Below are 19950 nucleotides of genomic sequence, written 5' to 3' on the forward strand. Positions count from 1 at the left end.
GCTCATTCGATCTTGATGTTGGCATTGCGAATCACGCCAGTCCATTTGCCTGTCTGCTCGTCGATGTAGGTCGCGAATTCGGCAGCGGGCGCGCCGCTGGCCTCCAGGCCCATGTCAAGCAGCTTCTGCTTGACTGCAGCGTCGTCGAGTGCCCGCAAGACAGCGGCTTGCAGCTTCGCCACCACAGCCCCTGGCGTGCTGGCTGGCACCATGAATCCATACCACCCGGACGCGACCACGCTCGGAAAGCCCTGTTCGCGGATCGTAGGTGCCGATGGGTACAGCGCGCTGCGTTTTTCCGAGGCCACGCCAAGCACCCTCAGCTTGCCGGCCGCTATGTGGGGCAAGGCGGAGCTGATCGCCGTCAGGGTCGCATCGACGCGCCCGCCCAGCAACTCCGAATAGGCGATGGCGTCTCCGCGCATGTGCACGCTGATCCCTTCCATGCCGGCTTCGCGCAAGAGCAGTTCGCCAGCAAGGTGGGGCTGCGAACCCGCACCGGGCGTGCCAATGTTGATGCCGCCCGGGCGTGTCTTGGAGAACGCCACAAGATCGCGGACGGTCTTGATGGGGGTCTGCGCATTGACGATCAGGAACAGCGGCGCATGCATGGCCATGGCGATGGGCCGCAACTGGTCGCGCTGGTAGCTCAGGCCCTGTCCATAGAGCGCCTCGGCCGTGGCATAGGGCGCGGCTACATAGAGCACGGTGTAGCCGTCGGCGGGTGCGCGCGCAACGAACTCTGTACCCACCCGGGTGCCTGCCCCTGGCTTGTTCTCGACCACAAATTGCTGGCCCAGCACCTTGCCAAGGTACTCACCCAGAACCCGGGCGGAGAGGTCACTGGCGCCGCCCGCCGCGTAGGGCGAAATCAGTTTGACCGGCCGCGTGGGCCAGTCCCCCTGCGCATGCGCGAGCAGGCCGGTACCGGACGCCAAGCCCGCAGCAAGTGTGGCGAGGACGGTGCGGCGTTGAAGCCGCGTCGGGGGAAGGCTGTTCAACGACCAATGGTGCAAGCTCATGTCTGTCTCCTGTTGTGTTTGTATCGAAAGGCGCCGTGCTACAGACGGCGCAAAGGGGGATATGGAAACTGGAACTCAAGGTGCCTTCGTCTGGGCTGGTAGAGCCGAAGGACCACGAAGAACGCCTCGCCGGGCGGAGCGGGCAGCCAGTTGTGCGCGGCGCCCGGATCCTCGGACTGAATGCGAATGGAAAGGCTGCCGTCCGCACCCCACTGCAGGCCCGGCAGGCGATCGCCAACCGAGTAGCGGTGCGCCGGGTTGGCCACGAGCAGGCAGTCGCTTCGCCGGTACAGCGTGAGTGACCAGAAGGCGTCCACCTCAGGCACGGCGTCTGGCTCGAACTTCAGTTCATAGGCGTGCGAACCGTTGAGCAGCGCTCCGCTGGCGTCCACCTCGGCAGTGGGGTACATGGCCTCTTCAATACCCAGTGCACCGATGAAGTTGCGCGCAACACGCGCGCGCATCTCCACATCTTCACCCCAGTGCGTACGCACCGCGACGGGCAGCGCCCAGCCACCCCCCAATGCATGCGGCTGGGCTTTTTGGCGAAGCTCCTCGTATACCAGAGGCAACGCTAGCGCCAACGCTGTGCCATCCACCGGCCAACACAGGCGCTCTACCGCCTGCACCGGGTTGCGAGCCAATGCATCGTCAATCATGGCGCGGTAGAGCGCGGCATCCGGCGCGCCCCCCGCGCCGCCATGGAGCACAGTGTCCACCCGAAAAGCGGCAACCCCGCCATCCAGCCGGTGCGTGGCAATGCCACGTTGCAGCGCGGCCGCTTGTTCCAGATCGTCCGGACGGTCGTCCACCAGCAGACGTCCGATCACCCAGACGTCCTCGCCAGGCGCAGAGATCACGTTATCCACGCCGCCGGGCACCGGGCCTTTCCAGGCAGGGCCATGCACCAGCGTGCGCTGGCGCCTGTTTCCGGTCGTGCGGCGCCCCACGTAGGCAAACGGGTTGGTCCACGCATCGAGCAGGCCCAATGTCCAGTAACGCTCACCCATATCGGGCGTGTCGATGAGAACGGGGCCTCGGGACAGATCCAGCCACGCATTGCTGAAGACCGTGTCGTTGTTGGGACTGACCACCTCGCGATCGTCGGGCCCGATCCTGCGGTGCGTGTGGGTGAAATGGTTGACCCACCGCATGGATGAAGCCCGGTCGTCGCTCGCAAAACCCAGAATCGGATGGCGCCGGGCCGTGGTTGCCGCGCGCATGCGCATCATCTCGAACAACGGCAAGGTCTGCAGCACCGCTGTGCGCGCTGCCTCGAAGGCAGGAGAGCCAGCGTTGGAAAAATTGGCGGCCATGTTCATGCGACCACCCCGTTTGAACGCAGTGCGGCGATATCCAGCGCCGAGTAGCCACATTCGGCGAGCAGTTGGGCGCTGTCTGCCCCGCAATCCGGCGCTGCGGCGGGCGCGGGTCGGCGACCATTGCCCATGCGGTATGGCAGCCCGAGCGCCCGATATCCCGCGCCGTCCGCCGACACTGCGTCCACCAGGATTCCGCTGGCGATCACGTCGGGATGGGCCAGCACGTCGCGATAGCGCCGCACCGCACCGGCAACAATTTGCTGCTGGCTGAGCATTTCGACGGCCGCATCGCTGGTGTAGCTTGAAAGGCATTCATCCAGCACGCGGCGCAGTTCAGTGCGGTGGGCCACTCGCTGGTCGTTGCTGCAAAAGCGCGGGTCGTTAACCAGTTCTTCGCGGCCAACAGCCCGGCAAAACCGCTTCCAGTGGTCTTCAGCGTAGGCGGACAAAACGATATGGCCGTCACGCGTGGCAACCATCTCCGCTGCGGGCGCGTTGTGGGGTTGCCCGTGCCCGATGCGAGTGGGTTCGGGGCCGCCACCCAGGTACTCACACCAGGTCGCCCCCTGCAGGTGGAGGGCCGTCTCCAAAAGCGACACTTCCAGCGTCTCCCCAACGCCGCTGCGCTCGCGCCCGTACAGTGCCGCCAGGATGGCCTGTGCACCCAGATCGGCGGCAGCCGCGTCAATGATGGGCACACCCACCTTCTGCGGCGAACGCTCCGCTTCGCCCGTCACGGACATGAGCCCGCTTTCCGCCTGCGCCGCAATGTCGTAGCCGGGGCGTTCGCTCGACGGGCCACCACTGCCAAAACCCGATATCGATAGGTAAATGACTCTGGGATACCGAGCGCGCACCTGCGACGGCCCCAGCCCCAGCTTCTCCACTGCGCCGGGGCGCAGGTTCTGCACGACCACGTCACACCCGGCGATGAGGCGCCACGCGACTTCACGGCCGGCCTCGCTCTTGAGGTCCAGGGCGATGGAACGCTTCCCCCGGTTGTAGGCCCGCACCATGGCCTCGCCATATCGCCCTACATGGCGGGCCTGATCACCCGTGATCGGCTCGACCTTGATCACCGTTGCGCCCAAATCCGCCAGCGCCATTGCCGCACCAGGGCCTGCAATGTACTGGCCCAGATCAATGACAGACACGCCGGCCAGGGGGGCAGTGGGTGGCGCTGGAACGTTTTCTTGGTAAGAGGACATGGCCGCAACGATAGTCGCGGTCGACATTCCTGAAAATTCGATAATCTTGATTGCATGATCGCTTTTGGTGATCACCCAGCTTGCATCCATTCACGGAGGCGCTCCATGCCTTTCCCATCCGACTATCTGGTCCGCCGTCTTCGCATGCGGCACCTGGAACTGCTTGTGTCGCTGGCGGATTCAGGCTCGATGCGCGCCGCCGCCAGCCGACTGAACCTGAGCCAGCCCGCACTGAGCAAGATGCTGGGTGAGATTGAAGCGGGCTTCGGTACACGCCTGTTCGAACGCACGGCCCACGGACTGCTGGCCAACGCAGCAGGAAACGCTGCGATCTACAGGGCCCGGGTCATCCTCGGCGAACTTTCACGCAGCAAAGACGAGGTGGATGCCTTGCGAGAAGGTGCAGAGGGCTTGCTGCGGCTGGGCACTCTTTCCGTGACTGCCACCGTGCCTCAAGCGATCATCGAACTGCGCAGGCGATTGCCCACTGCGTATGTACAAGTTCAGGAAGGCAGGGTCCGCGAATTGATCCAGCGACTCTTGAACGGTGAACTCGATTGCGTATTCGGCGCTGTAACACCCGAATTGCTCACCAGTTCGCAACTCTCACTTCTGAAGCCGGAGTTGCTGGTGGAGGACGAACTGTGCGTACTTTGCGCGCAGGGGCATGGTCTGTCGCGCAAGCGGCGGTTGAGCTGGAACGATGTGCATGCGCAACCGTGGGTCGCCCCGCCGAAAGACACACTGGTTCGACAGGCGCTGATGACCGCTTTTCTCAACGCGGGTCTGGAGCCGCCGGAACCCGCTGTTGAAGTACTGTCCTCTGTCACCCTGGGGAGCATTTTGCGCCTGGATGGAGCCATGCTGGGAGCGGTGCGTTTTGAACAGGCACGGGACGAGCTCGCGCGGGGCGGCATGGTCCGTCTGCCCATCACACCGGCAGTGCGGCTGCCGTCTCTGGGTCTCTATACGCGCCGGGGGGCTGAAGGCTCCCCCCAGGCCGTGCAGGCTTTTGCAGAGGCAATACGTCTGGTGAGGTTGCGCGTGAACAGAAAGCAGCCCCTACCCCCGACGCCATCGTGAAGAAGATAAGGGGACTCTTTCGCCGGATTGCAAGGTGCGACTCGTGTCCGATTCCGCGTCAACGCAAGCTCAGCGTTTGCCGCTTCCATGCCGAATCCTGCCAGCGCTGGAACAGGGGCAACGCTGACACATCGCCCGTCACGCGCTCGGTGGTCAGGCCGTCCAGCCGCACCACTTCAAAGCTCTTGCGGTAGCGGCCCTGGCCCCGGGCTTCGCGGGCCACCAGCATCTGCTGGCCGCCGGGCACCCAGCCGGCAAATTCGGCGACGCCGGTTTCGGGCGTAGCGGCGGCTGGCGGCAGCACGTCGGCCAACCACCCCCCGCCCGCCTTGCGCAGCACCCACAGCTCGCGCCAGCCTTCCATCGGCTGCACGGCCAGGGTTACGGCCGTGCCCTCGCGGTTGGTGCTGGCCGATGCCGTCCACACCACGCCATAGGTGCAGCGGCGCAGCAGCGGGGCCTTCGTGCCGTGCTGCGCGTCCACCAGCAGCACGCAGGTTTCGCCGGGGGCGCCGGGCTCGGTCAGCAGCGTGGGGCGGTTGCCGGTTGCGGCCGCGGGCGCAGCAGCGGGCACCAAGGCCCAGCGCACGGCGCTCACGCGCATGGCGGCGTCGTTGTAGGCGCTCTGGTCTTCGTCGGGCAGCTCGGTGCGGCTGACGCCGGTGAACTCGGTCAGGGCGCGCGCGGCGGCAGCGGCCACGGCCGGGTCGGCCATGTTCTTGCGCGCCTGCTGGAAGGCGGTGGCGCCCCACACGCTGGCGCGGCGCATCTGCACGCGGTTGCGCAGGTAGCCGGGCAGGCCGGCGACGTCCACGCGCTCCAGCACATCGGCCTGCCAGGCGGTGACCTTGGCGCGCTCGTGCGCGGGCAGGTCGGGGTTGATGCATTCGGGGCGGGTCAGCGCCAGGGCGGCGCGGGCACGTTGCGCGGCGTCGGCCTCCGGCATGGCCAGCAGGCGGCGAAAGGCCTCGCCCTCGTAGCAGACCTGCATGCGGCCTTCGACCTCGTAGGTGGCAAATCGCACACCATAGCCATTGGCCACGTCCAGGTGCGCCGACAGCGTGGCGCCCGAGGCTTTGCCGGGCACGGCGGCCGACGCACGGCGGGCCAGGCGGTCGGCAAAAATGCCCAGCGCATCAAAGGCCTGCGCACCCTCCGCACCCGCCAGGGTCTTGCCGGATGCGGCCTGTAGGTAGGCGGCGGTGAGCCCAATGCCCAGCGCTTCGGCACCTGGCGTGTCCTGCACAAAGCGCATCACGGCCAGCAGCGCGGGGCCTTCGGCCTCGGTCAGTGCCACGCGGCGCACATCGCTGGCGCGGATAAAGCCACCGCGCTCCCGCTTGTGGTCCCACACCTGCAGGTAGTCCAGGCGCTCGCCGCGCACTTCCAGCACCTCGCCCTGCCACAGGCTGGCTTGCTGCTGGGCGCCGTCGCGCGGCGCGGCGCGCAGGCTGGCCTGGTCTTGCACCACGATAGCGGTGCCTTGTGCGGTGGATGCAGGCAAAGGGGCAGCCTCGGCCGCGATGGTGACGACGGCGCTGACCACGGCCGCCGCCAGGGTTGCGAGGGTGGCTTTCATGCTCATTGCTCCGTGTTGGTGGTGTTCATGCCGTCGTCCACCACAGCCGTGGCCTGCGCATTGCGCTGGCCACCCAGGAGCGCGGCGCCGATGAAGTCGCCATTGGTGGGCGGGGGCGCGATGATGACCTGGATCTTGTCGGAGAGCTTGTCGGCCAGCGTCTTCTGGATGAGCAGCGGGTGCTTGGTCACCAGCGCGCCTTCGCGCGCCATCTGCTCGGCGTTGACCTTGCCGATGCGGTCCATGCGGTAGGCCTCGGCCTCGGCCAGCTTCTGGCGGGCGTCGGCCTCGCCATTCGCCTCAATGCGGCGGGCCTGGGCGGCGCCTTCGGCGGCCTTCACGCGGGCCACGCGCTCGGCCTCGGCCTCCAGCTGGCGCTGCTCGATCTGGCGCTGCTTGAAGGGCAGCACGTGCTTCATGGCCTCTTCCTGGGCCTTGGCGGCGATGACCTGCTCGCGCGCAGCAGCCTCGGCCGCCACTTCGCGGCGCACCTTCTCGGCCGTGGCATCCAGCTCGTTTTCCTTCACGCGTTTGTCTTTCAGCTCCAGCGTGTAGCGCATCTTTTCAGACGCCAGCTCTTCAGCCAGCAGGCTGTCCATGCCGCGGCGGTATTCGGCGGGCAGATCCACCTTGCCGATCTGCACGCTGCGCAGCGTGACGCCGTCGGCGGCCAGGCGGGCGCGCAGTTCGGTCTCGATGGTCTGGGCAATCTCGGCGCGCTTGGAAGAAAAAATCTCGCGAACCGTGTAGCGGGCAAACACCTTGTAGACCAGGCCCTGCACGGCGGGCTCGACGATGTCGGCGCCCACGTTGTCCGGCAGGTTACCGGCCTTGACGGCAGGCGAGTTGGGGTCGAGGGCGTAGCGCACGCTCAGGTCCAGGCCCAGCGAGAGGCCTTCCACAGACTGCAGCGGCGCGCTGCCGTTGGCCTGGCGCATGGCCTCGGGGCGGTAGCTCTGGTCGCGCAGCGAGAACACGCGCACCGTGTGCAGCCCCGGCACAATCCACACGCTGCCGTCGCGCCACAGGCTCACGGCACCGGTGAACTGGTTCAGGCGCACGCCCAGGTCGCCCTGTGCCAGGTGTTGTACCGGCGGGTTGCGAACCACCATCAGGACGGCAGCGGCCACCACGGTGCCCACGGCCAGCCAGCGCACGGTGCGGGGGGTGGGCAGCAGGTAGGCCCAGTTCACCGGGGCGGAGGGCGCGGCGGGAGCGGCACCGAACAGGTCCGCGTCCAAACTGGGCTGCATGCCGGGCTCGGTGTCGGCGTTGGGCAAAGCGGTGGACGAACGGCCCTTCAGGGTCTGCACGATGCGGTTCCAGGTGGCTTTCATGGTGTGGTTCTCTCTCTCGGTTGGGTTCGGTGTTGTTGTCGGTTTGAGCCGCGCCGTGGCGGGCTCATTGGGGACCGATTGTTCGAACTTGCCCCGGAAGCAACAACGCTGCGCCACGCCCAATGCCCTCACGCCGCCTGCACGAACCTTCCGGTCCCGGAAGAAAAACTCACACCGCCCTGTGCGCGGCGTCGGGATAATCCGCCCACACCTTGACTGCCCCGCCCTGCCCATGACCCGCATTGCCGTGATCGAAGACGACCTGCCCACCAGCAACCAGCTGGCCGGGTGGATACGCAGCGCCAAGAGCGGCATCGTCATCGACCAATGGTTCACCCGCGATGAGGCCGAGGCCGCGCTGGCCCGCGAGCACTACGACGCCGTGGTGCTCGACATCGAACTGGGCCGCGAGCGCCATGCGGGCGTGGCCCTGATCAACGCCATCAACAAGCTGCGCCAGGGCACGCCCGTGTTGGTGGTGTCGGCCATGCCGGCGGCCATTTACCGCAGCATCATGAAGGCGCTGGATGCGTGGGACTACCTGCAGAAAACCACGTTTGAAGAGGCCGATTTCATTGAGACCTTTCTCGACATCCTGCGCACCACGCCATCACAGGCCCCCACCAGCGCGGCTCCGGCCCCGGTGGGTGACGCGCTGGTGCTGGACCCGCTGTGGCAGCGCACCCCCACCTGGCGCGGCGAGCGCATCAACCTGCCGCTGACCGCCCAGCGCATCCTGGCCACACTGCACCAGCGCAGCGGCGAGGTGGTGTCATATGACGAACTGTTCGAGGTGGTGAAAAGCGGCCGCAACCGGGACAACGTGCGCAAGCATGTGAGCACCATCCGCGAGGCGCTGCGCGAAGTGGATCCGAGCTTCGAAGGCATTGAAAACGTCCCTATGCGCGGCTTCCGGTGGACTGGCAGATGAAGCGCCTGTTGCGCCGCCCTGCGCTGGAAATGCCCCGCCTGGGCCTGCCAGCGTTCCGCTTGCGCATCCTCGTGCGGAGCGTGTTTTTGCTGCTGGCCCTGGCCACCGTGGCGCTCAGCGTGGTGCTGCTGCAGGAGGAAAAAGAGCGGGCCTGGAAAAGCTACCAGCACGGCTTTGAGCGCAGTCAGTCGGAGGTGATGGCGCGCCTGCGCCACCCCTCGGGCCAGCTGGCGCTGCTCAACGCCGGCCACCAGCAGCAGCCCGCCGGCAGCGGCCTGGCGCCCCTGCTGCTGCCGTACTCGGCCCTTGATTTTGACGACCAGAACAAGGCCCAGCAGGCCGTGGAGATGGCGGGCTGCGCGGTGCAGTACCCCGATGGTTCTTCGCTGTGCGCCGCGATTGGCAACAACCCGTACGCGGGCGGCTTCATCTACCTGGTGGGCAGCTTCTACGCGGGCGAGCTGGTGCCGCGCGAACGCGGGGTGCTGGCGCTGGAAGGCGTGCACCGCGCGCGCATTGCGCTGGACATGCGGGGCGAGCAGTTCCGCTGGGTGGCACCTTTTGAAGCCCTGGCGCCGCAGGGCACCGTCAGCACGCGGGGGCGGCTCACGGGTTTTGTGGACACGGGCGATGCCGCGCTCGACATCCGCGCCCGGCCCGTGCGGGACTTTCGCGGCTGGCTGTGGCAAAGCGGCAACTGCCGCGACCTGGCGGGCGCCATGCCCGGCTGCGCGCGGCGCACGTTTTATTCCATCCGCCTGCCGGTGGAGCTGTTCCGCGAGGCGCTGTTCCAGAAGCGGCCACTGGTGTGGCCGCCGGAGGACCTGGGCGCCATGCGGCTGCGGGTGCAGATGCTGGGCCCTGGCACCCGCACCGCGCTGTTCGACAGCAACACCCCGGGTGCCCAGCCGGCCGCATCGCTGGCCGAGGTGGGGCGCACCCTGCTGCCCGGCGAGCGGGTGCAGATCCGCAAGCTGGGCACTAGCGACAGCGAAGCCATCACGCTCAACGGAACGGAGGTGCAGGCCGAACATCCGGCCCCGTGGCTGATCCGCTTCATCAGCTGGTTGCCGCTGGACCTGCGCAGTGGCGCCCAGGCCCGAGCACCGGAGGTTCCTTCAGGCCTGGACATCCTCGACACCCCCACGGGCAACTACGCCGTGACGTTTACCGGCAACCTGCGGGGGGTGGAGCTGGGCCTGGCGGCCGTGGCCACGCGCCTATCGTGGTACCTGGCCGCCATGCTGGGGGCCATTGCGCTGGCCTGGCTGGTGGTGGAGGTGGGCCTGCTGCGCCGCGTGACGGCCCTCACCCGCCGTGCGGCCGCCGTGTCGTACAACGTGCAGCCCGGGCACACGGGGCCCCGGCTGGGCGACCTGGATGTGTCGGACCTGCGCGGATCGGACGAACTGGGCATTCTGGCCGGCGGGCTGGCCGACCTGCTGCAGCGCGTGAAGGACGACCTGGCCCGCGAGCAGCTGCGCGCACAGCAGGAGCGCGACATGTGGCACGCCGTAGGGCACGAGATCATGTCGCCGCTGCAGTCGCTGATGGTGCTGCACGGGGCGCCTGGCGACCCCGGGCACCGCTACATCCAGCGCATGCAGCAGGCCGTGCATGTGCTGTACGGCACGGCGTCGCCCGCCGAAGCGCTGGAGGCCGCCGACGTGACGGCCGGGCGGCTGGACCTGCACGCCTTTTTGCGCCATGTGGCGGACAACGCCCACTTCGCGGGCATCGACCAGGTGGTGTACGCGGGCAGCACTGGGCCTGTCATCGTGCGGGCGGACGAGTTTGCGCTGGAGGACGTGGTGACACACATCCTGCGCAATGCCGACCGCTACCGCCCGGCGGGCACGGCCATCACGCTGGCGCTGCAGGCGTCGGAATCCACCGCCAGCGCCACTCTGACCAACCAGGGCGCCACCATTGCCGAAGACCTTCTGGAGCGGATCTTTGAACTGGGCGTGTCAGACCCAGGCCTGCCGCCGCTGGCCAGCGAGGGCGGGCACCGCGGCCAGGGCCTGTTTGTGGCCAAGACCTACATGGCCAAGATGGGCGGCACCATCAGCGCGCGCAACACGGCGGGCGGCGTGGCTTTCACGCTCACCTTTCAGCGGCTGGGGTAAGAAGGTGTGAACGGCGGGCCGTCTGCGAGCGCCCATGGCGGGCATGCAGGGGGCGGCAGAACGGACGGCCGCGTTCGGCGCTGTCCGACAGGGCGACAAAAACGCGTTGGCTACGCTGCAGCCATACCGTTCGCACCGCTGGCGGCCCACGCAACAGGCCCGGCGGATGCGTGATCTACCACCCTGTTTCCAGCGCGCCAGTCGCCAGGAGTTTTGTCATGAAACGATTCACCTTTGCCGCACCCGTCCTCACCGCCGCCCTGCTGATGGCCTCTGCTGCCACTTCGGCACAGTCTGCCACCGCCGGCAGCGATGCCCGCGCCCGCTATGAGCAGGAGCGCCAAGCCTGCATGACCAACAACACCCAAGACACCCTGGCCACCTGCCTGCGCGACGCCACCAACGCCTACGACGCCGCGCGCAAGGGCCAGCTGAGCGACCCTGGCCCCATTGCCATGGCCAACGCCACCCAGCGCTGCGAAGCCTTCCAGAACGCGCAGGACCGCGCTGAATGTGTGCGCCGTGTGGAGAGCGATCCGGCGAGCGGGTCCGTGCCCGGTGGCGGCGTGCTGCGGGAATCGGTCACCACCACGGTGGTCCCGCAGTAACCGACCGCACGAGAATTTCGAATGAAATTGGCTGCTAGCGCTTATCCCATAAGCGCTAGCAGCTATCAATAAAATAGCAAATAGCAAATAGTGGGTGCATCACTGGTTCAACCCAGCGATTTGCGCATGGCGTCGATCACACCGCGATAGTCCGGCTTGCCAAAAATGGCGCTGCCCGCCACAAAGGTGTCGGCACCCGCGTCGGCCACGCGGCGGATGTTGTCGGTCTTGATGCCGCCGTCCACTTCCAGGCGGATGTCCTTGCCCGACTCGTCGATGCGCTTGCGCACGGCCTCGATCTTGCGCAGGGCCGAGTCGATGAAGCTCTGGCCGCCAAAGCCGGGGTTCACGCTCATGATCAGGATGAGGTCGATGTCGTCGATGACCCAATCCAGCACGTCCAGCGGCTCGGCGGGGTTGAACACCAGGCCGGGCTTGACGCCTTTGGAACGGATCGCCTGGATGCTGCGGTGCACGTGGCCCGACGCGTCCGGGTGGAAGCTGATGTAGTCGGCGCCAGCCTCCGCAAAGGCAGCCGCCAGGGCGTCCACGGGCTGAATCATCAGGTGCACGTCAATCGGCGCGGCCGTGCCATCTGCGGTCTTGGCGTGGGGCTTGAGGGCCTGGCAGACCATCGGTCCAAACGTGAGGTTGGGTACGTAATGGTTGTCCATCACGTCGAAATGGATCCAGTCGGCGCCAGCGGCAATGACATTGCGCACTTCCTCGCCCAGGCGGGCAAAGTCGGCAGAAAGGATTGAGGGGGCGATGCGGTAGGTGGGGCTGCTCATGCCCCGATTGTCTCAAAGCGCCGCAGGCAGGGGCTTTTCAGCCCTTCGGCAGCCCTGCACAAACGGCTCCACGGTTACCATTCGCCCCATGCCAAAGTACCAGTTTGACGTGGAAGTGCTGCCCGAATACCTGCCTGAGCAGTCCGCGCCGGACAGCGGGGTGTTCAGCTTTGCGTACACCATCACCATCTCCAACACGGGTGACACCCCCGCACAGTTGATCTCGCGGCACTGGATCATCAGCGACTCCCGCGGCCACACCGAAGAGGTCAAAGGCCTGGGCGTGGTGGGCCAACAGCCCCTGCTCAAGCCCGGCGAATCCTTCCAGTACACCAGCGGCTGCCGCCTGCGCACCTCCAGCGGCACCATGCACGGCACATTTCACTGCGTGGCTGACGACGGCGAATTCTTCGCCACCCCCGTACCGCTGTTTGTGCTGGAGGCCATCAGCCACGGCCCTACGGGCGAGCCCCTGAGCGGTCGGGTGCTGCATTGAAGCGTTTGCCGAACCCCAACCACCTGCCCGCCTTGCTGGCCACGCTGGACCCGCAGGCCGACTTGGCCCATCGCCACCTGTGGCTGGTGAACCTGCTCGACTGGGTGCGCGGCCCGCGCGATTCGGTCCCCGCTGCGGTGGAACGCGTGCAGTTGTTCCTGGATGCGCTGGAAGCGCGGCCGGAGCTGCAGTTCAAGCTGAAGGCCTGGTGGGCCACGCTGGTGGAGCAGGTGGACGTCACCACGTTGCTTGCGGACTTTGGCTTTGCGCCGCGCACTGCGCTGGTCAGCGAAATCGGACACCGGCTGCGCACCAAGCTGCTGCCGGGCAGCCCGGAGACCATCGACGCTTCGGAACTGTTCATGCTGGCGCTGCCCAGCGAGTTTGACGCACAGTGGCTGGCCGCGCTCGAAGAAACCCAGCTGGACCGGCTGGTGGCGCTGCTGGCGCAGCCCGTGCCGGATGGCACCGCCCCCAACGGCGCATCGCGCTGGCACAAGGCCCTGCTGGACGCGATCACCTACTGCGCAGGCCAGATCCTTTCGACCGGCTTTGCTCCCGAACTGCGGCTGCGCATGAGTGAATCCGCCCGCGACGCGCAGTCGTTTCACGCGCTGATCCGCGACGTGGAAGGACTGCGCGTGGAAGTGGTGCACGCGCTGCGCACGCCCGACCGGCTGAACGAGGCCGCGCAGCGCCTGCGTGACCGGCTGGAGGCCTGCCGCGCGGCAGCCTCCACGGTGTATGCACATTTCGAGGACAACGGCATCTCCGTGGGCCTGGTTTTCCGCCTGCGTCAGCTGCGCGAGCGCATCCTGCGCGTGCGCGAACTGCTGGACTGCCTGCTGTCGCCCAAGCCGGCCGTCACGGCGGCGCGGCTCATGGCCCATCTGGTGATGGTGGGGCAAGACCGGCGCAGCCTGCGCGCGCTGCTGGCCTCCAACTCGTCGCTGCTGGCGGCCAAAGTGGCCGAGCGCAGCGCCGAAACCGGCGAGCACTACATCACCCGCACCCGCGCCGAATACGGCGCCATGCTGCGCAAGGCGGCGGGCGGCGGCGCACTGATGTCCATCACCACCATGGCCAAGTTCGGGCTTTACGCGCTGGCCCTGTCGGCGTTCTGGGGCGGCTTTTGGGCGGGCGTCAACTACGCGGTCACCTTTGTGCTGATCCAGCTGCTGCACCTGACAGTGGCCACCAAGCAGCCGGCGATGACTGCACCTGCCATGGCCGCCAAGCTCAAGGAGCTGGGGGCCAGCAACGCCATCGAGTCGTTTGTGGACGAGATCACGCACCTGGTGCGCTCGCAAGTCGCGGCCGTGCTGGGCAATGTGCTGGTGGTTTTCCCGGCCGTGCTGGGGCTGGCAGCGCTGATTGCACTGGCCACCGGCAGCCCCGCACTCACTGAGTCACAGGCGATGCATGTGTTTGAGTCGCTGCACCTGCTGGGCCCGTCGCTGTTCTTTGCCGCATTCACCGGCGTGCTGCTGTTTGCCTCCAGCATCATCGCGGGCTGGACGGAGAACTGGTTCGTGCTCAACCGGCTGGACTCCGCACTGCATTACAACCCGCGCATCACTCGTGTGCTGGGCACCGCGCGGGCGGCGCGTTGGGCGCGCTTCTTGCGCGAAAACCTTTCGGGCTTTGCAGCCAACATTTCGCTGGGCTTCATGCTGGGCCTCGTCCCGGCGTTTGCAGGGTTTTTCGGGGTGGGACTGGATGTGCGCCATGTCACACTCTCCACGGGCCAAGTGGGCGCTGCCAGCGCCGCACTGGGCCTGGGGGTGCTGCACCTGCCCGCCTTCTGGTGGGCAGTGGCGTCGCTGCCCCTGCTGGGCGCGCTGAACGTGACGGTAAGTTTCTACCTGGCGTTCAGCCTGGCACTGCGGGCGCAGAACGTGAGCGGTGTGGACCGCGCCCGCATCTACGCGGCCATCCGTGCGCGCCTGCGCACAGCACCCCTGAGCTTCTTCGTACCTGAACGCCGTACATCCGCTTGAAAAAGCGGCCCGGCCGGCAGCCTCCAAGCCCCGCTCCTGTCCTACAGGGGGCGTCTTGTGACTGCATGTAAATTCAGGCACCGCCGGGCCCGCGCCCTCCGCTCGATGCGGCGCGGTCCCGGCTCTTCATACAACGGGCCTTGTCACAAAGGCCCGTCATACGCAGAGGGTCCCGAAACATGAATGAAATCCTGAGCTTCTGGGCGCAATGGTTGCGCCCCTCGGCCGGGCTGCCTACGGTGCAATGGTCGCTGCTGCTGGCCGTGGCCGCCATGGTGGGCTATCTCACGCAGCGCCACACAGGCCTTCCCAAGGTGGTGGGCTATTCCCTGGTGGGCACGGTGGCCGGCCTTGCCGGCTTCAGCGGCGCCGTGTGGCCGCTGCAGGGCATTGGGCTGTTCCTGCTGGAGCTGGGCATTGCCATTGTGCTGTTTGAGTGCGGCGGCCGCATCCCGCTGCGCTGGTTCCGCCACAACCCCATGGTGCTGGTGCAAAGCGTGGCCGAATCGGTGTTGACCTACTTTGCCGTGTACTGGGTGCTGATGTGGCTGGGCCTGCCCGCGCCCGTGGCCAGCCCCTTGGCCCTGGTGGCGCTGGCCGCGTCGCCCGCCGTGCTGACCCGCGTGGTGGCCGACACCCGCGCTGCCGGCCCGGTGACCGAGCGGGCCATCGTGCTGACCACGCTGTCCACGCTGTATGCGCTGACGCTGGGCAGTGCACAGGCCGAGCTCATGAACCGTCAGAGCGTGACCCTGATCGAAAGCGCGTCCCCCGTGGTGGTGGTGCTGGGCGTTTCCATCGTCGTGGCGGCCGTGCTGGCGCTGGTGCTGCGGATGGCGCTGCGCTTCATGAGCCCCACAAGCGAAAACACCTCCATGCTGTTCCTGGCCCTGGTGGCAGCGGGCACGGCCGTGGCCGCGCACATGGGCGGCTCTGCACCGCTGGCCGCGTTGCTGGGCGGCATGCTGCTCAAGCAGCTCAACCCCCGCCCCTGGGCCTGGCCGCGCCAGCTGGGCAATGCGTCGTCGCTGCTCACCATGCTGATGTTTGTGCTCGTCTCCACCGTGGCCGCGCAAGCCGACTGGAGTGCACCGGTGGCCGGCGTGGTGCTGGCACTGATCGCCGTGCGCCTGGTGGCCAAGGCCCTGGGCGTGGCCCTGGGCAACGTGGGCAGCGGCGCCAGCTGGAAGCAGGCGCTGTGGGTGGGCTGCGCAATGACGCCCATGTCGTCCATCGCGCTCTTGATCGCATCGCAGTTCGTAATCGCGTCACCTTCCACTGGGCACATGATTGCCGGCGTGGCGCTGCCGGCCATCTTGCTGATGGAGGTGTTGGGCGCCGTGATTGCCACAGTGGCCATCTACCGCGCGGGCGAAAGCTCCAAACCCTGGGCGCCACTGACCCGTGGCCAGAACAACGGAGAGACGCAATCGTGAGTCTTGAAGCCTTCAACCATTCCGAACCGCTGACGCTGGGCGTGGAGCTGGAACTGCAGCTCGTCAACACCAACGACTACGACCTGGCGCCCTATGCCGAAGACATGCTGCGCCTCATGAAGAAAACCCCGCTGCCCGGCAGCGTGGTGCCCGAGATGACGAACAGCATGATCGAAATCTCTACCGGCATCTGCCACTCGGCCAGCGAGGTGCTGGGCCAGCTGACACCCATTCGCGACGCGCTGGTGCGCAGTGCCGACAAGCTCAACATCGCCGTGGTGGGCGGCGGCACCCACCCGTTCCAGCAGTGGCACGAGCGCCGCATCTACGACAAACCGCGCTTTCGCGAGCTGTCGGAGCTGTACGGCTACCTGTCCAAGCAGTTCACCATCTTCGGCCAGCACGTGCACATCGGCTGCCCCGATGCGAATGCCGCATTGCTGATGCTGCACCGCATGAGCCGCTACATCCCGCACTTCATCGCGCTGTCTGCGTCCAGCCCCTATGTGCAGGGTCAAGACACCGCCTTCGACTCGGCGCGGCTGAATTCGGTGTTCGCCTTTCCACTGTCTGGCCGCGCGCCCATGGCGCTGACCTGGGACGACTTCACGCACTACTTCGACAAGATGACTCGCACCGGCGTGGTCAAGAGCATGAAGGACTTCTACTGGGACATCCGCCCCAAGCCCGAGTTCGGCACCATCGAGATTCGCGTGTTCGACACCCCGCTCACCATCGAGCGCGCTGCCGCTCTGGCGGGCTACGTGCAATCGCTGGGCGCGTGGTTCCTGGCGGACCAACCCTTCATGCCCGAAGAAGACGACTACCTGGTCTACACCTACAACCGCTTCCAGGCCTGCCGCTTCGGCATGGACGCCGTGTACGTGGACCCAGCCACGGGCGACCACATGCCGCTGCGCGAACACATCCTGCGCACCATGGACAAGATTGCCGGGCACGCCGCCGTGCAGGGTGCATCGAGCGCCATGCACATGTTGCGCACCGAGGTAGAAGCGGGCCAGAACGACGCGCGCTGGCTGCGCCAGCGGCAGAGCGAAGAGCAACTGCTGGCTGAGGTGAGCCGCCAGGCAGCGCTGAGGTTTCGGGGGGTGCCTGCCTAATCGAAAGCTTGGATCTTGGGCGGCGATCGGCCAGAAGCGGACCATATGATGAGACGTCTTATCGAAGTGGAATTGACCATTGAAGGCCGCGCAACGATGCCCGTCATGATCGGGGGCATCTATCGTCCGCATCTGTGCGTGGAGGATGGCAAATACCTCGGGGTCTCTTTTGTTGACGGCCCGCAGGTGCATCCCGGGTCAATAATTCATGCCTTGGCTGCACTGATGTACGAGCCCGGCGTCGATTACTCCGCATTGGTGGTTGGCACTCATTTCGAAGTTTTTGAAGGACCAGTGGTCGTGGGCTCTGGCCGGGTCTTGCGGGGTCCTTTCACCGCCTAGTGGATGTCCGCTGTGTGCCCGTTCCTGCCATTGGCAGTGCCGACACATGCGACTTTCAAGCCTCCCAATCGTCGCCTGATCACCACATCACTGAGGCGTCAAGCTACCCCCGTCTTGCGCGCCTGCTGCGTGCGCCCGCCCCAGCCCCAGTCGCTGCCGGGCAGCTCCCGCACCACCACATAGCTGGCAGCAGCCAGCGCACCGCCGCCTGCCAGCTGGCGCTGCAGCTCGGCAAACGCGGCGACGATGAAAGCAGCCTTTTCTTCCCCGGTGTTCGTGCCCTGCGTGATGCTGATCTCCAGCAGCGCCGTGGGCTGCTCCACGGGCGCACCGCCGATGTGCCAGCGCGCGGCGGGCAGGTCGTCGATGTCACGGCGCAACTGCAGCGCCACCTGCTCGGCGGTGTTGAGCAGCCGCTGGTATTCCTGGGGGGAAAGTTCGTGGTACATGGAGGATTCCTTCGGTCGGCAATGGAACAAGGTGACGTGAACCGACTGTAGAAATCGCCCGATCCTTTGGAAACCGCCTTGCCTGCAAGTCGGTTTTGCAGGCCCTGCAACGCCCTGCCACTGCCCCCTCCCCCCAGCCCGCCGCTAACATTGGCCGCATGCGCGACCTCCGCTTCGAAGACCTGCATCTGTTCACCCGCGTGGCGGACCTAGGCTCGCTCTCGGTCGTGGCGCGCGAGCGCAACGTGCCGGCGAGCCAGGTGTCTCGCGCGCTGGCCCGCATGGAGGCGCGCTGCGGGGCGCAGCTGGTGCACCGCACGACCCATGGGTTGCGGCTGACGCCCGAAGGACTGCTGTTTCTGGAGTCGTGCCGCAGCGTCGATGCCACGCTGGACGAGCTGGAGGGCGAGTTCGCCCAGCACAGTGGCCAGCCCACGGGCTGGGTGCGTGTGACCTGCAGCTCGGTTATCGCCGAACACCTGCTGATCCCCAGCCTGCCCAGCCTGCAGGCGCGCCACCCGGCCGTGTGCGTGAGCCTGCTGGTGGACGACCGCATCGCCGACATGGCGCGCGAGGGCATCGACATCGCCATCCGCACCGGTGTGCCCGCCAACGACACCGTGGTGGTGCGCCCGCTGAGCGCGCTGGCGCGTGGCCTGTACGCGGCGCCAAGCTACCTGCAGGCCCATGGCACCCCGCAGCACCCGGGCGACCTGCACCAGCACCGGCTCATCACCACCAGCGGTGCGCCGCAGCTCAACCGCTGGTCGTTCAGGGTGGATAGCGAGCCCGTGGCCGTGACGGCGCAGGCCCATTGGCAGTCCGACAACACCGCGTCCACCGCGCGCATGGCGCTGGAGGGCCTGGGCATTGCCCGCATCCTCACCGTGGTGGCGCAGCCGCTGGTGCAGCAAGGCTTGCTGGTGCCCGTGCTGGCAGGCTGGCTGGCACCGCAGGCGGCGCAGATCAATGCCGTCACCCTCACCCGCAGGCACCGGCTGCCCAAGATCCAGGCCTGCATCGACCACTGGGCGCAGTGGTTTGCGCAATATGCGCCACCGCCCGCCTGAACGGCGGCCCATTCCGGCAGCCCGCAACACCGACAAGAAAGACACCGCCCATGGGGGAATTCGATCTGATCGCCCGCTACTTCACCCGGTCAGTGCGCCGCGCCGCGCTGGGCGTGGGCGACGACTGCGCGCTGCTGGCGCCTGCGCCCGGCATGCAGCTGGCCGTCTCCAGCGACATGCTGGTGGAGGGCCGCCACTTTTTTGCCGACGTGGACCCGGAAGCGCTGGGCCACAAGGCCCTGGCCGTGAACCTGTCGGACCTGGCGGCCTGCGGTGCGCGGCCGCTGGCGTTCACGCTGGCTTTGTCGCTGCCCCGCGTGGATGAAGCCTGGTTGGCGGGCTTTGCGGGCGGCTTGCTGGCGCTGGCCGATGCCCACGGCTGCGAACTGGTGGGCGGCGACACCACGCAGGGGCCGCTCAACATCTGCATCACCGTCTTCGGCGAAGTGCCCGCCGGCCAGGCCCTGCTGCGCAGCGGTGCGCGGCCGGGCGACGACCTCTACGTGAGCGGCACCCTGGGCGATGCGCGCCTGGCGCTGGAAGCGCTGCTGGGGCACGTCACCCTGCCCGCCGATGTGCTGGGCCGTGCCCGCCAGCGGCTGGAGCGCCCCACCCCGCGCGTGGCCCTGGGCGAGCAGCTGCGCGGCGTGGCCAGCAGCGCCATGGACCTGAGCGACGGGCTGCTGGGCGACGTGTCGCACATCCTCAAGGCGTCGGGGGCGGGCGCACGCATTGATGTGGACGTTGCTTCTAATTTGATAGCTGCTAGCGCTTGCCTATCAAGCGCCAGAGGCAATTTAGACGATGATTTGATCCGACAATGCACCCTGGCAGGCGGCGACGACTATGAGCTGGCCTTCACCGCCCCGCCCACACGCCGCGACGCAGTGGCCGCTGCAGCGCAGGCCAGCGGCACACCCGTCACGTGCATTGGCACGGTGCTGGCCGAGCCGGGGCTGCAGCTGGTGGATGCGCGGGGACAGGCGGTGGAAAGCCGCTATGCGTCGTTCGACCATTTCCGGTAGT

General features: G+C 67.1%; 18 protein-coding genes. 11 read left to right on the top strand and 7 right to left on the bottom strand.

Annotated features, from left to right (window positions below):
• Positions 1 to 2: 2 nt before the first annotated feature.
• The 3 genes from ACK4HJ_RS07835 to ACK4HJ_RS07845 are packed head-to-tail and all read right to left on the bottom strand — an operon-like array spanning position 3 to position 3642.
• A complete protein-coding gene (locus tag ACK4HJ_RS07835) occupies positions 3 to 1022 on the bottom strand; it encodes a Bug family tripartite tricarboxylate transporter substrate binding protein (RefSeq protein WP_409829582.1) in 1020 nt (339 codons plus the stop codon).
• A gap of 38 nt (positions 1023 to 1060) precedes the next feature.
• Complete coding sequence (locus ACK4HJ_RS07840; RefSeq protein WP_409829585.1) at positions 1061 to 2338, bottom strand: DUF1254 domain-containing protein; 1278 nt, start codon at positions 2336 to 2338, stop codon at positions 1061 to 1063.
• A gap of 2 nt (positions 2339 to 2340) precedes the next feature.
• Entirely contained in the window at positions 2341 to 3642 is a 1302-nt protein-coding gene (locus tag ACK4HJ_RS07845; RefSeq protein ID WP_409829587.1) for a CaiB/BaiF CoA transferase family protein, read from the bottom strand.
• Between the two features lie 15 nt (positions 3643 to 3657).
• Between ACK4HJ_RS07845 and ACK4HJ_RS07850 the strand changes: the two genes are divergently transcribed.
• Positions 3658 to 4635, top strand: coding sequence for a LysR substrate-binding domain-containing protein (locus ACK4HJ_RS07850; RefSeq protein WP_409829589.1), 978 nt, complete (start codon positions 3658 to 3660; stop codon positions 4633 to 4635).
• A gap of 58 nt (positions 4636 to 4693) precedes the next feature.
• Here ACK4HJ_RS07850 and ACK4HJ_RS07855 read toward each other — a convergent pair whose 3' ends face one another.
• Positions 4694 to 6214, bottom strand: coding sequence for a hypothetical protein (locus tag ACK4HJ_RS07855; RefSeq protein WP_409829592.1), 1521 nt, complete (start codon positions 6212 to 6214; stop codon positions 4694 to 4696).
• Positions 6215 to 6216: 2 nt separating this feature from the next.
• Positions 6217 to 7551: an SPFH domain-containing protein gene (locus ACK4HJ_RS07860; protein ID WP_409829595.1), complete on the bottom strand. Its 1335-nt coding sequence runs from the start codon at positions 7549 to 7551 to the stop codon at positions 6217 to 6219.
• Positions 7552 to 7783: 232 nt separating this feature from the next.
• Here ACK4HJ_RS07860 and ACK4HJ_RS07865 point away from each other — a divergent pair, with 232 nt between their 5' ends.
• The 3 genes from ACK4HJ_RS07865 to ACK4HJ_RS07875 all read left to right on the top strand — a co-directional run bounded on the left by ACK4HJ_RS07865 (position 7784) and on the right by ACK4HJ_RS07875 (position 11219).
• The gene (locus ACK4HJ_RS07865; protein ID WP_409829597.1) at positions 7784 to 8482 is read left to right on the top strand and encodes a response regulator transcription factor; all 699 of its coding nucleotides are present in this window, start codon (positions 7784 to 7786) and stop codon (positions 8480 to 8482) included.
• Positions 8479 to 10611, top strand: a complete 2133-nt coding sequence (locus ACK4HJ_RS07870; protein WP_409829599.1) for a sensor histidine kinase — start codon at positions 8479 to 8481, stop codon at positions 10609 to 10611. Before ACK4HJ_RS07865 ends, ACK4HJ_RS07870 begins: the two co-directional genes overlap by 4 nt.
• 218 nt (positions 10612 to 10829) lie before the next feature.
• Positions 10830 to 11219 (top strand): hypothetical protein, encoded by a 390-nt coding sequence (locus ACK4HJ_RS07875; protein ID WP_409829602.1) that lies wholly within the window; start codon positions 10830 to 10832, stop codon positions 11217 to 11219.
• Between the two features lie 107 nt (positions 11220 to 11326).
• Here the strand turns inward: ACK4HJ_RS07875 and rpe are convergent, their stop codons facing one another.
• Entirely contained in the window at positions 11327 to 12010 is a 684-nt protein-coding gene (gene rpe / locus ACK4HJ_RS07880; protein ID WP_409829604.1) for a ribulose-phosphate 3-epimerase, read from the bottom strand.
• Positions 12011 to 12098: 88 nt separating this feature from the next.
• Here rpe and apaG point away from each other — a divergent pair, with 88 nt between their 5' ends.
• From apaG to ACK4HJ_RS07905, 5 genes are all read left to right on the top strand, one after another.
• The gene (gene apaG / locus ACK4HJ_RS07885; protein WP_409829606.1) at positions 12099 to 12506 is read left to right on the top strand and encodes a Co2+/Mg2+ efflux protein ApaG; all 408 of its coding nucleotides are present in this window, start codon (positions 12099 to 12101) and stop codon (positions 12504 to 12506) included.
• A 5-nt stretch (positions 12507 to 12511) separates the two neighbouring features.
• Complete coding sequence (locus ACK4HJ_RS07890; protein ID WP_409829609.1) at positions 12512 to 14506, top strand: site-specific recombinase; 1995 nt, start codon at positions 12512 to 12514, stop codon at positions 14504 to 14506.
• Positions 14507 to 14685: 179 nt separating this feature from the next.
• Entirely contained in the window at positions 14686 to 15942 is a 1257-nt protein-coding gene (locus tag ACK4HJ_RS07895) for a cation:proton antiporter (RefSeq protein ID WP_409829611.1), read from the top strand.
• Positions 15939 to 17063 (top strand): YbdK family carboxylate-amine ligase, encoded by a 1125-nt coding sequence (locus ACK4HJ_RS07900; RefSeq protein ID WP_409829614.1) that lies wholly within the window; start codon positions 15939 to 15941, stop codon positions 17061 to 17063. Before ACK4HJ_RS07895 ends, ACK4HJ_RS07900 begins: the two co-directional genes overlap by 4 nt.
• A 45-nt stretch (positions 17064 to 17108) precedes the next feature.
• A complete protein-coding gene (locus ACK4HJ_RS07905; protein ID WP_409829616.1) occupies positions 17109 to 17405 on the top strand; it encodes a hypothetical protein in 297 nt (98 codons plus the stop codon).
• Between the two features lie 98 nt (positions 17406 to 17503).
• On the opposite strand, the gene ACK4HJ_RS07910 is transcribed toward ACK4HJ_RS07905, so the two are convergent.
• Complete coding sequence (locus ACK4HJ_RS07910; RefSeq protein ID WP_409829618.1) at positions 17504 to 17854, bottom strand: tautomerase family protein; 351 nt, start codon at positions 17852 to 17854, stop codon at positions 17504 to 17506.
• Positions 17855 to 18012: 158 nt separating this feature from the next.
• Between ACK4HJ_RS07910 and ACK4HJ_RS07915 the strand changes: the two genes are divergently transcribed.
• Entirely contained in the window at positions 18013 to 18924 is a 912-nt protein-coding gene (locus ACK4HJ_RS07915) for a LysR family transcriptional regulator (RefSeq protein ID WP_409829621.1), read from the top strand.
• A gap of 50 nt (positions 18925 to 18974) precedes the next feature.
• A complete protein-coding gene (gene thiL, locus ACK4HJ_RS07920) occupies positions 18975 to 19949 on the top strand; it encodes a thiamine-phosphate kinase (protein ID WP_409829625.1) in 975 nt (324 codons plus the stop codon).
• Position 19950: the final 1 nt, after the last annotated feature.

The sequence above is a fragment of the Acidovorax sp. genome, from assembly GCF_046294525.1.
In the GTDB taxonomy this organism is placed as follows: domain Bacteria; phylum Pseudomonadota; class Gammaproteobacteria; order Burkholderiales; family Burkholderiaceae_C; genus Acidovorax.

What these genes read in the sequence shown, in the direction of transcription:
- ACK4HJ_RS07835 (WP_409829582.1), bottom strand. Translation starts at nt 1,022, where the DNA reads ATGAGCTTGCACCATTGGTCGTTGAACAGCCTTCCCCCGACGCGGCTT.
- ACK4HJ_RS07855 (WP_409829592.1), bottom strand. Translation starts at nt 6,214, where the DNA reads ATGAAAGCCACCCTCGCAACCCTGGCGGCGGCCGTGGTCAGCGCCGTC.
- thiL (WP_409829625.1), top strand. Translation starts at nt 18,975, where the DNA reads ATGGGGGAATTCGATCTGATCGCCCGCTACTTCACCCGGTCAGTGCGC.
- ACK4HJ_RS07875 (WP_409829602.1), top strand. Translation starts at nt 10,830, where the DNA reads ATGAAACGATTCACCTTTGCCGCACCCGTCCTCACCGCCGCCCTGCTG.
- ACK4HJ_RS07845 (WP_409829587.1), bottom strand. Translation starts at nt 3,642, where the DNA reads ATGGATGCAAGCTGGGTGATCACCAAAAGCGATCATGCAATCAAGATT.
- ACK4HJ_RS07865 (WP_409829597.1), top strand. Translation starts at nt 7,784, where the DNA reads ATGACCCGCATTGCCGTGATCGAAGACGACCTGCCCACCAGCAACCAG.
- ACK4HJ_RS07895 (WP_409829611.1), top strand. Translation starts at nt 14,686, where the DNA reads ATGAATGAAATCCTGAGCTTCTGGGCGCAATGGTTGCGCCCCTCGGCC.
- ACK4HJ_RS07910 (WP_409829618.1), bottom strand. Translation starts at nt 17,854, where the DNA reads ATGTACCACGAACTTTCCCCCCAGGAATACCAGCGGCTGCTCAACACC.
- ACK4HJ_RS07850 (WP_409829589.1), top strand. Translation starts at nt 3,658, where the DNA reads ATGCCTTTCCCATCCGACTATCTGGTCCGCCGTCTTCGCATGCGGCAC.
- ACK4HJ_RS07840 (WP_409829585.1), bottom strand. Translation starts at nt 2,338, where the DNA reads ATGGCCGCCAATTTTTCCAACGCTGGCTCTCCTGCCTTCGAGGCAGCG.
- ACK4HJ_RS07905 (WP_409829616.1), top strand. Translation starts at nt 17,109, where the DNA reads ATGATGAGACGTCTTATCGAAGTGGAATTGACCATTGAAGGCCGCGCA.
- apaG (WP_409829606.1), top strand. Translation starts at nt 12,099, where the DNA reads ATGCCAAAGTACCAGTTTGACGTGGAAGTGCTGCCCGAATACCTGCCT.
- ACK4HJ_RS07860 (WP_409829595.1), bottom strand. Translation starts at nt 7,551, where the DNA reads ATGAAAGCCACCTGGAACCGCATCGTGCAGACCCTGAAGGGCCGTTCG.
- ACK4HJ_RS07870 (WP_409829599.1), top strand. Translation starts at nt 8,479, where the DNA reads ATGAAGCGCCTGTTGCGCCGCCCTGCGCTGGAAATGCCCCGCCTGGGC.
- rpe (WP_409829604.1), bottom strand. Translation starts at nt 12,010, where the DNA reads ATGAGCAGCCCCACCTACCGCATCGCCCCCTCAATCCTTTCTGCCGAC.
- ACK4HJ_RS07915 (WP_409829621.1), top strand. Translation starts at nt 18,013, where the DNA reads ATGCGCGACCTCCGCTTCGAAGACCTGCATCTGTTCACCCGCGTGGCG.